At 67.6% G+C, this 16,491-nt stretch carries 10 protein-coding genes and 2 pseudogenes; 4 read left to right on the top strand and 8 right to left on the bottom strand.

Annotation, left to right across the window (positions count from 1 at the left end):
* Nucleotides 1-49 precede the first annotated feature (49 nt).
* The gene (locus BS75_RS32295; RefSeq protein ID WP_160312335.1) at nucleotides 50-1,372 is read right to left on the bottom strand and encodes an ABC transporter substrate-binding protein; all 1,323 of its coding nucleotides are present in this window, start codon (nucleotides 1,370-1,372) and stop codon (nucleotides 50-52) included.
* Between the two features lie 49 nt (nucleotides 1,373-1,421).
* Nucleotides 1,422-3,722 carry an alpha-L-rhamnosidase gene (locus tag BS75_RS32290; RefSeq protein ID WP_081982798.1) on the bottom strand — a complete coding sequence of 767 codons (2,301 nt, stop codon included), beginning with the start codon at nucleotides 3,720-3,722 and terminating at the stop codon, nucleotides 1,422-1,424.
* A 162-nt stretch (nucleotides 3,723-3,884) separates the two neighbouring features.
* Between BS75_RS32290 and BS75_RS32285 the strand changes: the two genes are divergently transcribed.
* Nucleotides 3,885-4,772 (top strand): helix-turn-helix transcriptional regulator, encoded by an 888-nt coding sequence (locus BS75_RS32285; RefSeq protein ID WP_034090769.1) that lies wholly within the window; start codon nucleotides 3,885-3,887, stop codon nucleotides 4,770-4,772.
* A 31-nt stretch (nucleotides 4,773-4,803) separates the two neighbouring features.
* Here BS75_RS32285 and BS75_RS52330 read toward each other — a convergent pair.
* The 4 genes and pseudogenes from BS75_RS52330 to BS75_RS32270 all read right to left on the bottom strand — a co-directional run.
* A pseudogene (locus BS75_RS52330) lies at nucleotides 4,804-4,937 on the bottom strand (L-rhamnose isomerase); the annotation flags it as partial.
* A gap of 289 nt (nucleotides 4,938-5,226) precedes the next feature.
* Entirely contained in the window at nucleotides 5,227-7,596 is a 2,370-nt protein-coding gene (locus BS75_RS32280; RefSeq protein ID WP_160312336.1) for a discoidin domain-containing protein, read from the bottom strand.
* A 258-nt stretch (nucleotides 7,597-7,854) separates the two neighbouring features.
* The gene (locus BS75_RS32275) at nucleotides 7,855-10,635 is read right to left on the bottom strand and encodes a beta-galactosidase (RefSeq protein WP_052069911.1); all 2,781 of its coding nucleotides are present in this window, start codon (nucleotides 10,633-10,635) and stop codon (nucleotides 7,855-7,857) included.
* A gap of 774 nt (nucleotides 10,636-11,409) precedes the next feature.
* Nucleotides 11,410-12,366, bottom strand: a complete 957-nt coding sequence (locus tag BS75_RS32270) for a hypothetical protein (RefSeq protein WP_152646345.1) — start codon at nucleotides 12,364-12,366, stop codon at nucleotides 11,410-11,412.
* Here BS75_RS32270 and BS75_RS32265 point away from each other — a divergent pair.
* On the top strand, nucleotides 12,355-13,134 hold the full coding sequence (locus BS75_RS32265; RefSeq protein ID WP_034090766.1) for a hypothetical protein: 780 nt from the start codon (nucleotides 12,355-12,357) through the stop codon (nucleotides 13,132-13,134). The two genes, BS75_RS32270 and BS75_RS32265, sit on opposite strands and share 12 nt — an antisense overlap.
* A gap of 43 nt (nucleotides 13,135-13,177) precedes the next feature.
* Here the strand turns inward: BS75_RS32265 and BS75_RS32260 are convergent, their stop codons facing one another.
* On the bottom strand, nucleotides 13,178-14,122 hold the full coding sequence (locus tag BS75_RS32260) for an SDR family NAD(P)-dependent oxidoreductase (RefSeq protein ID WP_331281452.1): 945 nt from the start codon (nucleotides 14,120-14,122) through the stop codon (nucleotides 13,178-13,180).
* Between the two features lie 87 nt (nucleotides 14,123-14,209).
* On the opposite strand from BS75_RS32260, the gene BS75_RS32255 reads away from it, so the two are divergent.
* Entirely contained in the window at nucleotides 14,210-15,061 is an 852-nt protein-coding gene (locus tag BS75_RS32255) for a helix-turn-helix transcriptional regulator (protein WP_081983420.1), read from the top strand.
* 416 nt (nucleotides 15,062-15,477) lie between these two features.
* Nucleotides 15,478-15,576 (top strand): annotated as a pseudogene (locus BS75_RS52325) (IS5/IS1182 family transposase); the annotation flags it as partial.
* Here BS75_RS52325 and BS75_RS32250 read toward each other — a convergent pair.
* Entirely contained in the window at nucleotides 15,550-16,422 is an 873-nt protein-coding gene (locus BS75_RS32250; RefSeq protein ID WP_034090763.1) for an aldo/keto reductase family oxidoreductase, read from the bottom strand. The pseudogene BS75_RS52325 and the gene BS75_RS32250 overlap by 27 nt on opposite strands.
* Nucleotides 16,423-16,491 lie beyond the last annotated feature (69 nt).

Below are 16,491 nucleotides of genomic sequence, written 5' to 3'. Positions count from 1 at the left end.
TTCTTGGGCGCGGGGCGGGCGTGCGGGCCCGCCCCGGCACCGGCCCCGGCTAGAACCCGGGCAGGCTGAGCGCTGTGGCGCTCTGCTCCCACTGCTGTTGCAGATCGTTCGCGACCCGCTCCGGGGTGGCCGAGCCGTCGATCATCTCGCTCATGTAGGTGGTGAAAGGACCGTAGGAGGCGACGAACAGCTGTGGGTAGCCCGATCCAGCGAGCGCCGTGTAGTTCGCCAGCAGCGCGTCGGGCACATTGGCGGGCGTCTTGAAGCCGGACAGCGCGGGTGCCTGGTCGTTGGTGTCGACGAACGTCTGGTACGCGGGTCCGGAGGCGAAGTCCAGGAACGACAGGGCGGCCGACTCCCCCTTGGTGTCCGCGGTCTTGGGGACCTGGAGGGAGAAGGTGGTCGAGTAGGCGGCGGTCGCGGTGCTGGTGGACATCGCCTGCCAGCCGATCTCCTGGTTCATCTTGGTCACGCCCATGGCCTTGACCAGGTCCGGGCTGACCCAGGAGCCCTGGGGGATCATCGCGACCTTGCCGGACTCGAATTCGGACTCCTGCTGTGCGTAGGTGCCGGTCTTCAGGTTGCTGTTGAAGCAGCCGTCCTTGATCAGCGTCTGGTAGTCGGCCAGGGACTGGACGATCGCCTGGTTCGTCCACTTCGCCTTATTGGTGTTCAGCTCGTTCTGCAGGCCCGCCTTCATCGCGTCGGTCCACAGCATGAAGGGCAGGACCTGGGTGGTCCACTGGTCGCCGCCGGCGTCGTAGAGCGGGCTGACCCCGGGGTTGTCCTTCTTGATGGTCTGGCACGCCGAGACCAGCTGGTTGAAGTCGGTCGGCGCGCTCAGCCCGTCCTTGGCGACGATCTGCTTGTTGAACCACAGACCGAAGACGCTCGGGGTCTCCAGGCTCAGGCCGTAGTCCTTGCCGCCGCTCACCGAGGCGTACTTGTTCTGGTGGAAGAGTTCCTTGGCGACGTACGGCTGGCCGGTCAGGTCGATCAGGTTCTTGGCCGGGTTCAGCTGCTGGAGGTAGTCCGTCGCGGACTGAAAGACCATCAGGTCGGGTCGGGTCCCGGTGGCCCACTTGGTGAGCAGGTTCGACTCGAACGGGTCGGGGAAGACCACCTGGTCGATTTTCGCACCGGTGGCCTTCTCGAAGGCGGTGAACAGCGCCTTGTAGCCGGCCGTGACCGAGTTGGACTCCCAGACGGTCAGGGTAACGCCCTTGAGGTCCATGCTCGCCGAGTGGGCGGGCAGCGCGGAGGCGCTCGACCCGGAGCTGGAGGGCACTGTCGGGCTGCCGCATGCGGCGAGTGCGCCTGCGGCCAGGACAGACACGGCGACGGATGCCGCGGTTCTCTTCGTGAATCTCATGATCTCTTCATTTCTGTGTGGGTTCGTGAGGAAGCAGAGCAGAAGGTGCTCAGCAGAAGCTGTGGAAGGTCCAGTCGCCCGGTCCCACCCGGTAGCCGGCATAGCCGTCGGCGGTCCCGACCAGCTGGGCTCCTGCGGGTGCCACGACTTGGGCATGCGCGGGGCGCAACGGAACGAAGACCGTTGCGTCGGGCCCCGGCGGAATGGTGACGTCCATATTGAAGGCGCCATCGGTGGAGCGCCAGTGGCTGCGTACGATGCCGCGAGCGGTGCGGGTCTGCGCGGTGACCTCGGCCAGGTCGCCGGCCAGGACCGGGCGTATCACCAGGTTGCCGTAGGCCACAGACTGGGCGCTCTGGCCGAGGCCGGCCAGGCAGCCGGTGAGCCAGTCGTCGACCGCCCCGAGCATGAAGTGGTTCTGCGATCCGTGCCCTTCGGGACCGTCCCAGTACTCCGGCAGTGAGGCGGCTCCCGAGCCGACCAGATGGCCGTAGCCGGGGTAGTCGGACCCGGTGACGACATCCCAGATCACGTCATGGCGCCCGGCGGCCGAGAGGACTCGCAGTACTGAGGGCAGCGGGATCTCACCGACCGTCAGGTGGTTCCCGTGCGTCCGGATATCGGCGACCAGATGGTCGAGAACCCGCTGGCGGTCGAGTTCGGGGACCACGCCGAGGTCCAGGGCGAGGGCGTCGCAGGCCTGGCTTCCGGTGCCGTAGGTGCCCTCCTCCTGCCGGAAGTAAGCGGCGTTGAAGGCGGCAGCGATCTTGTCGGTGAGTTCGGCCCAGTGCGTGGCGTCGTCGGGGCGGTCGATCAGGGCGGCGATCCTGGCCATCGCCGCGGCGGCGCGGTGGTAGCCGAAGCTCGCAGTGATTCCGGTCGGGGTGCTCTCGTCGACCGCGGCCCAGTCCCCCAGGCCGTGGTCGAGCAGGTTCCCCTGGGCCGTCCCGGCCAGGTAGTCGAGGTAGCGCACCATCGCCGGGTAGTGCTCCCGCGCCGTCTCTGTGTCCCCGTACTCCTGGTAGAGGGCCCACGGGACCAGGACGAGGGCGCTTCCCCAGTTCGGGTCGTCCCGGAATCCGCCCTCGAAGGCGGTGTACTCCGGCACGATGCTCGGCACCAGGCCGTCCGGGGTCTGTGCCTCGGCGATGACCTGGACGAAGTCGCGGAGGTAGTCGGCCACGTCGTAGCCGAACGCGAGCGGGCCGAACACCAGGTGGGCCTGCTCCAGCCACCCGAGCTTCTCCCGGTGCGGACAGTCGGTCGGTACCGAGTACATGTTGGACTGGATCGCGCGGTCGATGATCGTGTGCAGGCCGGTGAGCAGAGCGCTGGAGCAGCTGAACGAGCCGGTCTTCTCATTCGCCGTGCGCAGCACGATGCCGGTGACCGTGTCGTGGGTCGGCTTACCAGGAAGCCCCTCCACCTGCAGGTATCGCAGACCGTGGTAGCGGAAGCGCGGATGCCAGGTCTCCAGGCCGCCTCCGGCGAGCGTGTAGGTGTCCCAGATCGGGCCGCCGGTGCCATTCAGGTCCTGGACGACCGTCCCGTCAGCCGCGAGCAGTTCACCGGGTCGCATGGTGACGACGGCCCCCGCCGGTCCCGACACGGAAAGCTGTTGCCAGCCCGCGAAGTTCACGCCGAAGTCGAAAACGTACGTGCCGGGCCGCGGCTCGGTGACCGCCTGAACAGCCAAGGTGTCCACCGGTTCTACCGTCGGCGAGCGGCGCGGAGTGAGTACGGGGCCGTCGTCGGCCGAGCCCAGGTCCGCCACTGGCAGCCAGTCCTCCAGGCTGCGGCCTGCGTCGTGGTCCTCGCCGCCGTACCAGCCGGAGAACGTGGTGCGCCCGAGCGCCGTGCGCCAGGACGCGCCGGTCGCGATCGTGCTCGCGGTGCCGTCCGTGTGGCTGATCTCCAGTTCCGCGAGCAGCCGCGGCGGCCCGTCGGAGCGCACCAGTTTCTGGTACCGGCCAGGCGTTGGCGGCACATGCGCCATACCCGGGCCGACTTCGACGGACAGCGTGTTCTCCCCTTGGTGGAGCAGACCGGTGATGTCGTACGTCGCGTACACGAGCCGGGTCCGGTAGTCGGTGTGCGGCGGCTCCAGGACAGCTGCGCCGACCGGCAGCCCGTTCACGGTGGCGTCGTACACGCCCAGCGCGGTCAACCTCAGCTTCGCGCTGCGCAGCGGGAAGTCGAGCCCGAAGTCCGCAGCGAATACCGGCAGTGCGGCTGCGCCCGGCCCTCCGGCCGCAACCGCCTGCTCCCAGGCTGGGTTACCGATCCAGTGGGCGGCCCAGTTTCGCGTACTGGCCGCTGTTCGTTTCCGTGGTGTTTCATTCTCTGGCACGCAGCGATGATGCGCGTCGGACAGCAGCAGGGGTTAGCCCGTGTCCAACCACCGCTAGCACGAAATACACCCTGCGATCCGGAACGAGGCTCTGAGGTGCAACGGGCCATAGGTTCGCCCGCACTCTTTGCAACGGCCGCCCTGCGGGCTACCGTCTCCCGCATGACTGAACTCCCCGTGGCACTTGAGAACGGGCTGATCTATTTCACCGACGACGTGCTGGCCGGCGCGGGCCACCATGTGCACGCCCGGCTTCACCCGGTGCACACCCATAGCTTCATCGAGGTCATGTTCGTGATCGGCGGCGAGGGCGTCCACCTGTCACAGCTCGGCCGTCATGAGCTGGCCATCGGCGACATCATGGTCCTGCGCCCAGGCGCATGGCACGCCCTTGAGGAGTGCTCCGACCTCCAGGTGGTGAACTGCTGCTTCGGCGTCGAGCTGCTCCACCGGGAGCTGGCCTGGACACGTGAGGACTCCCTGCTCAGCCAGTTGCTCTGGGACGGCCCCTACGCCCCCGGACAGGGCGGCGTGCTGCAGTTGCGCCTGGACCACACCGACCTCGCGAGCTGCGTGGTGCATCTGGACGCCCTGGAGGACCTGCGAGCCGTGCCGTCCGGCTCGCACCGCGCCGACATCGTCGGCCGGCTGGCCCTCGTTCTAGGGCACCTGGCGCGCGGCGTCGGCCAGGACGGCGACAGCCTGTCCACTGCGCAGGAGCCCACCCATCCGGCCGTGGTGCGGGCCATCCGGCTGTTCGAATCGCGAATCGCGCACGACTGGTCGCTGGCCGAGCTCGCGGAGCAGTTGCACCTCGCCCCGAACTATCTCGGACGGGTCTTCAAGTCCGCCACAGGACTGCCGCCCATGGCCTACCTGGCGCACTACCGCATGGAGACAGCCGCCGTCCTGCTGGGACGCACCGACCAGTCGGTGGCGCAGGTCAGCGAGGCTGTCGGCTGCGCCGACCAGAACTACTTCGCCCGGCGCTTCAAAGCACACTACGGCCTCAGCCCCAGCACCTACCGGCTCCGCGGCATCCGGGACTGAGGCGTAGCAGGCCCCCAGGGACTGCGGCCTCTTTGTCCTGCGGAGTGCGCAGCGACAGCCTCGGCGCGATACCGTCGCCGCGTGCACCTGCGCGGTGTCGTCCAGCTTTTCGAAGGGATCTCGCACCACGGCCTGATGGGCGAGCACCTTGAAACGCGTACCCGATCGCCGACGGCGACTCCAGGTTCTGCACCGTCCAGTCCTGCTGGTTCGACAGCACGAAGGCGCCGACGCCGGAGCCACCGTTGACGATCGGACGGTCGTGGTTGGCAGTGGTCGCGTAGGAGTCGAGCGTGATCGGTGTCGCGCTGGCACCTGAGCCCGGCGGTTCGAGCGTCCCTGAACACGTGGTTGGACCGCTTCGAGAGCTTGCTGCTCCAGTTCTCGCGTGGCGTAGAGCGGATGGATCCACGACCCGCGACCGCCGGAAATACCGGCGGTCGCGGCGATTCGTTTAGGAGACTTGGACCTCAGCGAGCTGCATGACATAGTCGGTGCCCACCTGTGAAAGCGCGGTGCCGACGATGCGGATCTTGTCGGTGGTGTCGCTGTGTCCCCAAGTGAAGGTCTGCGCAGTGGTTGGTGTCGGATAATCCGTCTCGGTCACGCGCGTTTCCCAGTAAGTCCCGTCCCACACCTGGATCTCGAAGCTGGTCGGGAAGCCCGCGCCGACCTCTCCCGCGTCGTTTCGGGGATAGATGATCACCTGGCTGAACGTCTGGATGCCGGGGAGGTCGATTTCCGCCCACTCGCTGTGCTGAGTGGTGATACCGGTCGCCGAGGACCAGCCCAGTTCTCCGCCGACCGAAGCGGTGAATCCGTCCACGAGGTCGGCCGGGAGCCAGCCGCTGCCGTAGGCGGAGCTGGAGGTTTGGACGGTCGCTCCCGAGGTGCCCGCGGCGAGGTTGCTGTCGTCGAAGACCTGGAGGCCGGCGAGTTCCAGCCGGTAGTCGCCGGCGCCGTTGGTCAGGGTGGTGGCGTTGATCCGGATCTTGTTCGTGTAGTCGTCGCGGCCCCAGGTGAACTCCTGGCCACCCAGATCGTCCAGGAGGTAGCCGGTCTTGCTGACCCGGGTGACCCAGCTCGCCCCGTTCCAGACCTGGATCTGGAAGGCGCTGGGGAAGTCGGTGCCGGTGGTCCCGTTGTCGGTGCGTGGGTAGAGCACCACCTTGTTGAAGGTGCGCTGGGAGCCGAAGTCGACGGTGACCCACTCGGTGTGGTTGGTCGTCAGGCTGCTGGAGGACGCGTAGCCGAGGTGGTTGGGCCCGTAGGGGGCGTAGCTGTGCGTCTGGCCGTTGTTCAGGGCATCGGTGGTCCAACTGCTGCCGGTGACCGCGCTCGACGCGGTGATGGTCGCACCTTCGGCCAGGTTCCACTCCGAGCTCGCGGGCGCGTCGGCCGCGGAGTACTGGGACGCGCCGATGTCCGGAGCCGAGGTGGAGGGCACCGCGTCACCGAAGTAGTCGACCGAGCCGTTATCGGCTACCACGGCTCCGGCGCCGATGGCCGGCGAGGTGCTCTGCAGCTTGAAACCCTGCGGGTCGACTCCGGGGTGAACGAACAGCGGGTCAGTGACGTTCACCGCGCCTGTCTCGGTGCCCGTGTGGTTGACGTACAGGTTGTGACTGAACGTCGCGCTTCCGGTGACCGCAATGGTGTCGCTGGTGCTGGCGTAATCGATGATGTTGTTCGTGAAGGTCGCGTTGACGGCGTGCAGGTTCCATCCGGCGAAGTTCACCAGTGTGTTGTTGTAGACCTGGAGGTTGATCTCACCTCCGTTGGAGTCGTAGCAGTTTTCACTGGGGGTGACATCGTCATAGGAGATGTTGTAGCGGATGACGTTGTTGTAGTTGTCGTACACGCTGCAGGGATAGGCGAACTCGCCGTTTCGCTCGGAGTAGTTGTACTGGTAGACCGAGTTGTCCGTTCGCCAGTCGAAGTCCACGGCCATGCCGTCGCTCGGGACCGCATCGACGATCTTGTTGCGCTGGATGGTGATGTACGAGCTGCCCACCATCCACACCGGCGCGACGTGCGTCCCTGGGTCGTGCGAGACATTGATGTACGAGTTGTCAGTGATGAGGCTGTTGACCGTGCCCAGATAGACGGTGCCTTCACCGATGATGTCGTGGAAGTAGTTGTTCTCGGTCGTGATATTGCTGTTGCGTGGCTTGTCGGAGTAGCTTCCGTAGGCTTGGGATTCATTGCCGCCGACGTAGACCCCGTTGTGCACGCCGTAGAACTCGTTGCTGTCCACGGTCACGTCGGAGATGGCGTAGTTCGTCATGTCGGCGTATATGTTGTGCCAGGTGCCGATCATGACGGCCGCCTTGTTCTCCACCGCATTGTATTCAGGCGAGAGCTGGCGAGTGTTGTCCACGGTGTTCTGGATGTTGTGGAACACGTTGTGGCGGATCGTTATCCCGGACACACCGGAAGTCGGACTCGCGGCCAATTGGACTTCGATCCCCGCGCCGGACGGGGCACTGATGTCAAGATTCTGTACGACGTAGTTCGAGACGCCGATGAGCTGGATCGCCGAGGTAGCGCCGACAGCGGTGATGGCCGGCGCGGCCCCGGTGCCGGTCGCGTCGATCGTGATGGGTGCGGCTGTGGTGCCGGATCCCTGGAGGACGAGGCTGCCGCTGAACGAGACTCCTCGTTCGAGCAGGATCTGGTCGCCCGGCTGATAGGTACGCGCGCTGGCCGCGGTGAAGTCGGCCTGGGTGGCAATCGTGTAGGTCGTTGAATCGGCGTGGGCTGCGACGGACGTGCCGACGACCAATCCGGACGCGGCTATTACGAGGGCGAGCAGTCGGCTCACCAGGGAGGCGATGCTTCTCCGAGTCATGCTTTGACATACCTTTCCGGGATGTTTGCGGTGGGCAAGATGATGAACAGGCGGACCCGTGCTGCGGTGCCGTTGCTGCTGCGCTTTCAGCGGCAGAAACTACTGCGGCGATACAGGAGAGGATTAGCCCTGAACGCTCCTTGGCTAGCACAAAAGAAGAACGCGATCTGATGAGGGTCGGGAAGTTCAGCGGGCTGTAATCTCCGGAGCTTCCTGTGTTCGGCGGGAAAGTCAGCCGACCTTCACGAGTTTCCACTGCTGCGCCGCCACGGCTGCGGGTAGCTTCTGCACTATCGCGGCCCCGTTCCCGGAGGTGCCGCCGTTGTCCAGGGCCATACCGCTGACGCGGCTGATCAGCTGACTGGAGCCGTTGCCGAGGTCGACGATGGTCCAGTGCTGCGCGGGCAGTCCGTTGTTGGTGTGCTGCACCACCGCGCTACCGCTGGTCGTCGAGTTGTTGTTGTCCAGGGCCATGCCGCTGTACGCGCAGACCAGGGAGTAGTAGCCGGCCTCGATGTTGGTGAGCGTCCAGTGCTGCTGTTTGCCGCCGTTCGCGGCCCACTGCATGACGGGGGCGCCTTTGGCCGTGGAGCTGCCGTTGTCCAGGACCTCGCCGCCGGCGCCGCAGATCAGCTCGTACACGCCGTTGACTGGGAACGTCGGCACCGCGGCCGTCACGTCCAGCTCGTACAGAGGCGCCGCCGCCAGGCCGTTCAAGGCGCATGCCTGCCCGTTGCTGTCGTACGCGGGGGCCGCGCCTGACTGCAGGTAGATGGGCGCGTCCGAGCGCAGCGGCATGATGGCCAAGGTCAGTGGCGCGGTCAGGTCCGCCTGCTGGGCCAGTTGACTAAGGCTGACGGACCAGGGCTGCCCATTGTAGAAGTGGTCGTCGAGCAGGAGGTCTCCGGAGTAGATCCGGGCCAGGTCGCCCGCGTAGGTGACGGTCAGGTAGGCGTCCGTGGCACCGGTCACCTGGGACCAGGGCACCGCCAGGCTCCACTCGCCCTGCGTGGCGCTGATCACGGCCTCGGTCGGTTCCAAGGCGCCCTTGGCCTGACCCCCCTTCAGCACGGCCGGGGCGAGCCCCGGCGTGCGGGTCTGGGTGGAGGACACTATGATCTGCTGGGCCGCGACCGTGCCGGTGTATCGGGTGAAGACGCCATCGGTGCCCGCCGGTGCGAACGTGCTGGCGCCTGGGGCGGTGACGGTGAGGTCGGGGTAGGTGCCGAACTCGAACTGCGGCATGCCCGGGGAGGTGAAGGTGAACCCGGATGCCGTGGCGTTGAACTGGTGGGACGTCAGCAGGAGCACGTCGGTGCCGTTGACGGTCAGGCGCCACAGCTGGTCGGCCTGTGCCTGGGTCAGTACGAGCACGTCAACCTTGGTACCGGACGCGGTGGTGACCTGCATGGCGATGTCGGTTCCCGGGGTCAGGCCCGTGACCACGGTACGCCCTGCGCTGTCGGTGCCCACCTGGCCGGTACTCGCCTGGACACGGCTCACGGTGCTGCCCGTGAACGCGAACTCGGGGGTGATCCCGTTCTGGGCGACGAACACGTACACCTGGCGGCCGAACGCGGTCAGCGAGGTGACGGGCTGGGCGCTGGCGTAGGACAGGCGGGCGTCGGCGAGGGCGAAGTTGACCGGCCAGATGAAGTACGCCCCGTCGTCGATGGTCACCCCGCTGCTCGGAAACGTGACCGTCTCGTCGGCGAACTGCACCTGGAACTGAATCCCGGGATGGCTGGCCATGGCGTACTGGCGTACATAGTTGTTCACGAAGACGAAGCCGCTGCTGCCGTCGGACCGTGCCGACCAGCGCAGACTGCTCAAGTCGGCGGAGCCGCCTGCGATCGCGGACGGCTGCCGGTAGCTCATGGGGGCCAGGTCGGAGCCGAAGGCGTTGAGGAAGTAGTGGTAGAGCTTGATCCGGCCCAGGGTGGGCCGCTGTTCGCCGAACTGGCCCAGCGCGGACTGGTAGTCGTAGTTGATGATCGGCAGGTCGTTGAAGCCGTTGCTCGCCGTCGACTCCTGCAACGTCTCGGTGCTGCCCAGCGGATTGCGTCCGCCGTGGAACATGTAGTGGCCGTAGAGGTTCACACCGGACCCGAGCTGCACCGGGATGGTCGCAGCGATGTCATCGGGCAGGTTCAGCGCGATGCGGCGGCGGTACATCGCTGCCGTGCCGCACCCGTACTCCGCGGTCAGGAACGGGTAGGAGGAGCTCAACTGGGACTGGGGATTCGGGACGGCCCCGCCGTCTGCCTTGTCGGGATAGCCGTCCTGGCCGTTCTCGCGGCTGAAGAACCGGAAGGAGTAGGTCTCGTTCGGCGCGGAGGCTGTCACGATGGTGTCCCACGGAGCGTCCTGGTAGCCGCCGAACATCGGCAGCACCTGGAGCGCGGGGTAGTTGGCACCGTTCCAGGCAGTGACCGTGTAGAGGGGTACGTCCAGTCCCAGCGAGCCGGCCATCGACTTCAGGGTCGCGATGTGGGAGGCACTGCCGCTGTACTCGTTCTCCAGCTGCACCCCGATGACCGGTCCTCCGGCCTTCCAGACCAGGCTGCTGACGCGGTTGGCCAGTTGCGTCCAGAACGAGGTGACGAATCCCAGGTAGGCGGTGTTGTTGCTGCGCGGTGTGCTCTGCGTGAGCACCCAGTCGGGGAGGCCTCCGTTGCGGACCTCGGCGTGCACCCACGGTCCGATGCGAAGCAGGACGCGCAGGCCCAGCTGCCCGCACAGGGTGACGAACTGCTGGACGTCGCAGTCGCCCGTGAACAGGTACTGGCCCTGGACTTCCTCGTGGTGGATCCAGATGACATAGCTGGTGATGATCTGAACTCCGGCCGCCTTCATCTTCCGCAGCTCGGTCTCCCACTGCGAGGACGGCACCCGCGAGTAGTGGAACTCGCCTGAGACCGGCAGCCAGGGCGTGCCGTTCAATGACAGGTACTGGCTGTTGACGGTCAGCGTCTGGCCGGACGGCGAGGTGACCGCAGCGCTGGTTCCCATTTGCAGGGAACCCGTCGCCGGAGCCGCGACCGGCGCACTCGCGTCGACTGTCACCACGGTGCCCGTTGCTGCCCGGGCGGGGAGCGGCACTGCCACCGCTCGGGCGACGACCGCTGCCGCGGACGCCGCCAGGAAGGATCTGCGTGATAGCCCAAGTGCCATGATTCTGGTCCCTTTCAGACACAACGGCATGCCTGAGCCGCCAGGGAGCGGCTACAGGACGATGAGCGCCAAGCGCGGCTAGGCACTTCAGGCGTGTGTCGCTGAGGTTTCGTACGGGTGGTACGGGCGAATGTACGACCAGTGTCTGCAGGTCACTTAGCCTTTGGCTCACCTCTCGTTAGCACGAAGCACACCTACATACCTGGCCGGACCAATGCGATGCCGAGCTACCGGGCGCCGAAGCGGCCGCGGCGGGGACCTGGACGGCAGCGCTCCGGCCCGCGCACCCGGGCGGCCCGGGCGGTCTATGGGAATACCGGCGATTCATTGCCGGGGTAGTCGTCGTAAACGTCGATGACACCGAGTGGTCGGAGTAGTCGCACCATCACACATGCCTGACTATCCCAAGCGTCTTCAGGCGCGGGACACAGCCGGCGTCGGGGGGCCGCTCAAGCCGCCGACTGTCCAGCTGTGCCCCCTCGCCGTTGGCCGCCCAGCGACGGTGGCCACCGGCCCGGAATACGCCGGAACCCCGGTGTGCATCCAGGTACTCGACCCGGATGTGGCTGTTGTTCTAGCACAGACGGTCGCAGCAGCGACGGTGCTTCCGCACTACCGGATGCGCGGTCCTTGCTGGTCCGGACGCTGGCGCGGAGGCTGCTGGACCTGGGGCTGCTGCAGCTGCTCGGGTCGGCGGTCGGGGCGCGAGACCGTCTGCTGCGGCTGGTCGGCGCGGCGGACCGGGGTCGAGTTCCGGGCAGTTCGGCCGTTGCGGGCCTGGACCTGTTCACGGTGAGCAGCGCGCTCGGCGGCGCGGCCCGCGCGGCGCCGCTCAGCAAGGCTCGGCTCCGCCCCCGCCGCGGAGGCTTCGGTGGTTTCCGGGGCCGCGGTCGCTGTGGTGGTCGGAATGCGGCTTTCGGGGGTGAGGTGGCCGCGTTCGGTCATTACGGTGGTCAGCGGGTCCACGACGGTGACGAAGCGCAGGGCGGCGTTGTCGGTGACCGGGGTGTGCTGGAGCCAGGTGGCGCCGGTGCGGGTGGCGATGTCGTTGATGATGGTCTGCTGCTGCTGGGGTGTGAGGGCCTGGAAGACGTCCGCCGCGAGCTGGCCTCGGGCGGTGTCGTCCGGGGTCGGCGTTGTGCTGGTGGGCGCGGTGCTGGTGCTGGTGAGTTGGCGGGCGGCGAGGGCGGAGGCAGCGGCTGCCCAGTAGGCGGTGTGTCCGGCGCGGCCTTGTTCGACGTAGGGACCGGCGGGCTGGGCGGGGTCGTTGTCGGTGACCTGATACTGGTCGCGGTAGGCGGCGATGGTGGCCAGATGCCGGGTCCAGGTGGCGCGGACGGCCGGGTCGGCGGGGGCGTCGCCCAGGCTCTGGCTCCAGTCAGGGCGGGTGGTGGTGACGCGCTCGGCCAGGGCGGTCATCCGGTCGGCGATCAGCTGGGCACGGTCGTCCAGGTAGGTGCGGTGGGCCGGGTCCATAGCGGCATTGTGCTGCGGCGCGGCCACCCAGCCGGGCAGGTCCTGGCGCACAGCAGCGCTGGCCTCCTGGAGGGCGCGAGCGTGCTGGAGCACCCGGTCCAGCTGGCCCGTGCCGCTGGAGCTGACGAAGGCGTCGGTGAGGTCGCTGCCGCTGATCTCGGCGGCCTTGAGGGTCCAGGCCAGGGTGCGCCACTGCTCGGCCTGGCGGTCGGTCGTCCGCTGATCGGTGCCGGGGGTGGGGGCGGTGGCGAGGTAGCGGTTGAGGCGCCAGGCAAGGAGCAGGCTGACGCTGTCCGCGCCGTCGATCGGGCGGGCTTCGACGGCCTGGCGCAGCAGTTGGTCGGGCCGGTGGCCGACGGTCTCGGCACGGCGCAGTGCCGCCGTGAGGGCGGGCCAGGCGGCTTCGGCGCGGACTTGTTCGGCGAGGTGGTCGGCCAGGGCGTGGTGGGCGGCGGCCTGGTGGCGCAGGGCGGCCGGGACGCGGTGCTCGGATGCAGGGATGCCGCGCTGGACGGCGAGTTCGCTGGTCTGGGTGGCGAGGTCGTGCAGGAGGTTGTCGCTGCGGGTGGTGCGGGCGTGGGCAGTGTCGAGCAGCAGGTCGGTGTCGTGGCCGGCCTGGTGGGCAGCGACCAGGACGGCGGCGAGCTGCGGCCAGTCGCGGTGCCCGGTGACGGTCGCTGCGGTGATTCCGGCCCGTTCGGAGGCGGCAGCGGCGTACCGGTCCAGGTCAGCGGCGGAGACATAGGGGTGACCTGCGGGCGTGGTGCCGGAGGCTGCGACGGTACGCAGCGCGAACGGCGTGGTCGCCGCGGTTTCGGGGGTGAAGGTGGTGGTGTTCAGGCCCAGGAGGTCGTACCTTGAGAGGAGCTACACCCGGAGTCGGACCTGGGAAGCGTGCCTGGTTTCAGACGCCGGTTCCGGTGAGAGTGGCGGTTGCCTGCCAGAGCCTCTTGGCGACGGCCGGGTCCAGGCCGGCCCGGCTGGGCTTGCGGATCAGTGGGTAGCCCGTGAAGCTGAACAACCCGTCCGGACCGACGTAGGCGTTGGCGGGGACGTCTTGCGTGGCTGCGTACATGAGCGGCAGAGCTCCGTGTTCGACGTCCTGGACCAGGAACGGGAGCCGGTTGACGAATCCCAGCGGCGAGTGCGTGACCAGTCCGGTCCGCGCGACGCCAGGGTGAGCGATGACCGAGCGGACATGGCTGCCCGAGGCGGTCAAGCGGCGCTGCAATTCCAGCGAGAACAGCACACCGGCGAGCTTGGACGACTCGTAGACGGCCAGCCCGTTGTACTTGCGGGTGCGCCAGTCGAGGTCGTCGAGGTCCAGCTTGCCGAATCGGTGCAGTTGGCTGGAGACCGTCACCACGCGGTCGGTCAGCCGGGGCAGCAGTAGGTTGGTGAGCACGAACGGCCCGAAATAGTTCGTCGCGGTCTGTACGTCCAGGCCCTGCGCGGTGCGCGCCGCCGGGATGTCCATCACTCCTGCGTTGTTGATCAGAACATCGATGTCGCCGGTGTACGACGTCGCAAACGCACGTACCGAGTCCAGGTCGGCGACATCGAGTTGCCGGACATCGAAATCTCCACGCATACCGGCCACTGCCTGGCGCGCCTTGTCGACGTTGCGCACGGCCAGCACCACGTGGGCGCCGACCCGTGCGAGTTCGCGAGCGGTCACCAGCCCGATCCCCCCGCCAGCACCGGTGATCACCACCGTCACGCCGGTCATGCTCGGCAGCCGGTCCGCGGTCCATTTGGCCATGGTGAAATCCTCCAGAGGCTTTTTTCCCTGATTCCTGACGTCGTCCAGTGAAGAGGACCCGTGCCGACGGATGAAGGACTTGCTCAACCACTGAATGGCAGGGCGTGGCTCCCCGTGTTGACCTGCCGGACAATGAGCTGGAGGTATACGACATTCGACGTGGGGAGCCCGATGGTGGACACGGCACTGGATGGCGATGGTCTGGCTGATTTCCTGCGCGGACGGCGGGAGTCCTTGCAACCCGAGGACGTCGGGTTGCGCCGCGGCGCACGACGGCGCACGACCGGGCTGCGCCGGGAGGAGGTCGCCGAGCTGTGCGACATGTCGGCCGACTATTTGGCCCGGCTGGAACGCGGTAGTGGTTCCCAGCCGTCGCAGCAGATGGCAGCGGCCATCGCCCGGGGCCTGCGCCTGACCCCCGACGAACGTGACCACCTGTTCCTGCTGTGCGGGCACCGCCTCCAGACACGGCGACTACGCGAAGCGCACATCAGTCCCGGGCTGCTGCGGGTCATGGACCGGCTTCAGGACACACCGGCGCAGATCGTGGGCACGGTCGGTGAAACGCTGCAGCAAACGCCGCCCGCCGTGGCGCTGCTCGGCGACGAGACGCGTCACACCGGCCCGGCGCGCAGCGCCCTCTACCGGTGGTTCACCGACCCCACCGCCCGCCACCGGTACCTGCCCGACGACCACCACCTGCACAGCCGCGTCTACGTCGCCATCCTGCGCGCCAGTGCCACCGCGCAGGGGCCCGGATCGCCGGCCGCCTCGCTCGTGGCCGACCTGCAACACAACGAGGAATTCGCCGAGCTGTGGAACCGCCACGAAGTGGGACTGCGGTGGAGCAACGCCAAACGCTTCGTCCACCCCGAGGTCGGACGCATCGACCTGTACTGCCAGACACTGCTCGACCCCGACCAGGGGCAGTCCCTACTCATCTTCACCGCCACACCTGGTACGGAGAGCCACGACAAGCTTGCCCTGCTGACCGTGCTCGGCGCCGACACATTCGCAGGCTCCTGACGCACGTGCGGCACTCTCGGAGCCGAGCGCCTTCGGGTGTAGCTCCTCTCAAGGTACGACCTCACCGGCACCGAGCCGCGAGTTCACATGTGAGGTGTGATCCTTCCGGCGGTTCCGGTCGTCCCGCCGCTGATCACCGAGGACCGCTCGGCCGATCTTCGGCCTGGCCGGCACGCCTACCCCGCGGCGCTCCAACGAGGGGCCGCCGCATGGGCCACGGGCGATGCGCCAGACACCGACGTCCCAGCCCGGCCCGTCCCTCCAAAGGGTCGGGTAGCCCCGGGCACCTCCGTGGCTCCCACAGAACCGTGCGTAAGAGCCCGCGCAGATAGGCGGGTGGGGCACTCGGGCAGTGAGGTGAGCACAGGTCTCCGTGATCAAGGAGTTGCGACGCTCTGTGATCACTGGGGAGACCCGTGCCCGTTCTTCCAGCATGGCTGACCGACCCATTGTGGGACCAATTCGCGGCGCTGCTGCCCGCCGTGGGGTTAGCGGCCGATCTTGTCCAGCTCGGCGAGATCGTCGTCGGAGAGCTGGAGTTCCGCGCCTGCGACGTTCTCTCGCAGGTGTGCCACCGACGAGGTGCCGGGGATCAGCAGGATGTTCGGCGACCGCTGCAACAACCAGGTCAGGGCAACCGACATCGGCGCCGCGTCCAGCCGGGTGGCCACGGCCGTGAGCGCGGAGGATTGCAGCGGGCTGAAGCCGCCGAGGGGGAAGAAGGGCACGTAGGCGATGTCCTGTTCGGCGAGTTCGTCGATCAGCTCGTCGTCTTGGCGGTGGGCGAGGTTGTACATGTTCTGGACGCACACGATCGGCGCGATCGAGCGTGCCTCTGCGACCTGTGCCGTCGTCGCGTTGCTCACGCCGAGGTGTCGAATCATTCCCTGCTGCTGGAGTTCGACGAGTGTTTCGAACGCCTCAGCGAGCGAACCGGTCACGGGGCCCTGGGCGTCGCCGAGCCGGAGGTTGACCACGTCCAGCGTGTCGAGGCCGAGGTTCTCCAGGTTCTCGGTGACGGCCCTGCGCAGCTCTTCGGGCTTGCGCGCCGGGGGCCAGCCGCCCTCCTGGTCCCGGGTCGCGCCGACCTTGGTCACGATGTGCAGCGCGTCGGGGTACGGGTGCAGGGCTTCGCGGATCAGCTGGTTGGTGATGTGCGGCCCGTAGGCGTCGGCGGTGTCGATGTGGGTGATGCCAAGGCCGACGGCCTCGCTCAGGACGGCGAGTGCGCCGTTGCGGTCGGCGGGCGGCCCCATGACCCAGGGGCCGGCGAGCTGCATGGCGCCGTAGCCGAACCGGGTGACGGTCAGGTCGCCCAGGTTCCAGGTGCCGCCGGGCAGCGAGGCGGAGGGGGTGCTCATGGTGTGCCTTTCGTGTCGAGCCAGGGGATGGTGCCTGACGGCTCCTTGCACCACTATTGGTACGTAGCT

This window comes from Streptacidiphilus albus JL83, assembly GCF_000744705.1.
In the GTDB taxonomy this organism is placed as follows: Bacteria; Actinomycetota; Actinomycetes; order Streptomycetales; family Streptomycetaceae; genus Streptacidiphilus; species Streptacidiphilus albus.
This window is presented reverse-complemented; position numbering and strand designations above follow the sequence as displayed.

What these genes read in the sequence shown, in the direction of transcription:
- BS75_RS32295 (WP_160312335.1), bottom strand. Translation starts at nt 1,372, where the DNA reads ATGAGATTCACGAAGAGAACCGCGGCATCCGTCGCCGTGTCTGTCCTG.
- BS75_RS32275 (WP_052069911.1), bottom strand. Translation starts at nt 10,635, where the DNA reads ATGGGAACCAGCGCTGCGGTCACCTCGCCGTCCGGCCAGACGCTGACC.
- BS75_RS32285 (WP_034090769.1), top strand. Translation starts at nt 3,885, where the DNA reads ATGACTGAACTCCCCGTGGCACTTGAGAACGGGCTGATCTATTTCACC.
- BS75_RS32250 (WP_034090763.1), bottom strand. Translation starts at nt 16,422, where the DNA reads ATGAGCACCCCCTCCGCCTCGCTGCCCGGCGGCACCTGGAACCTGGGC.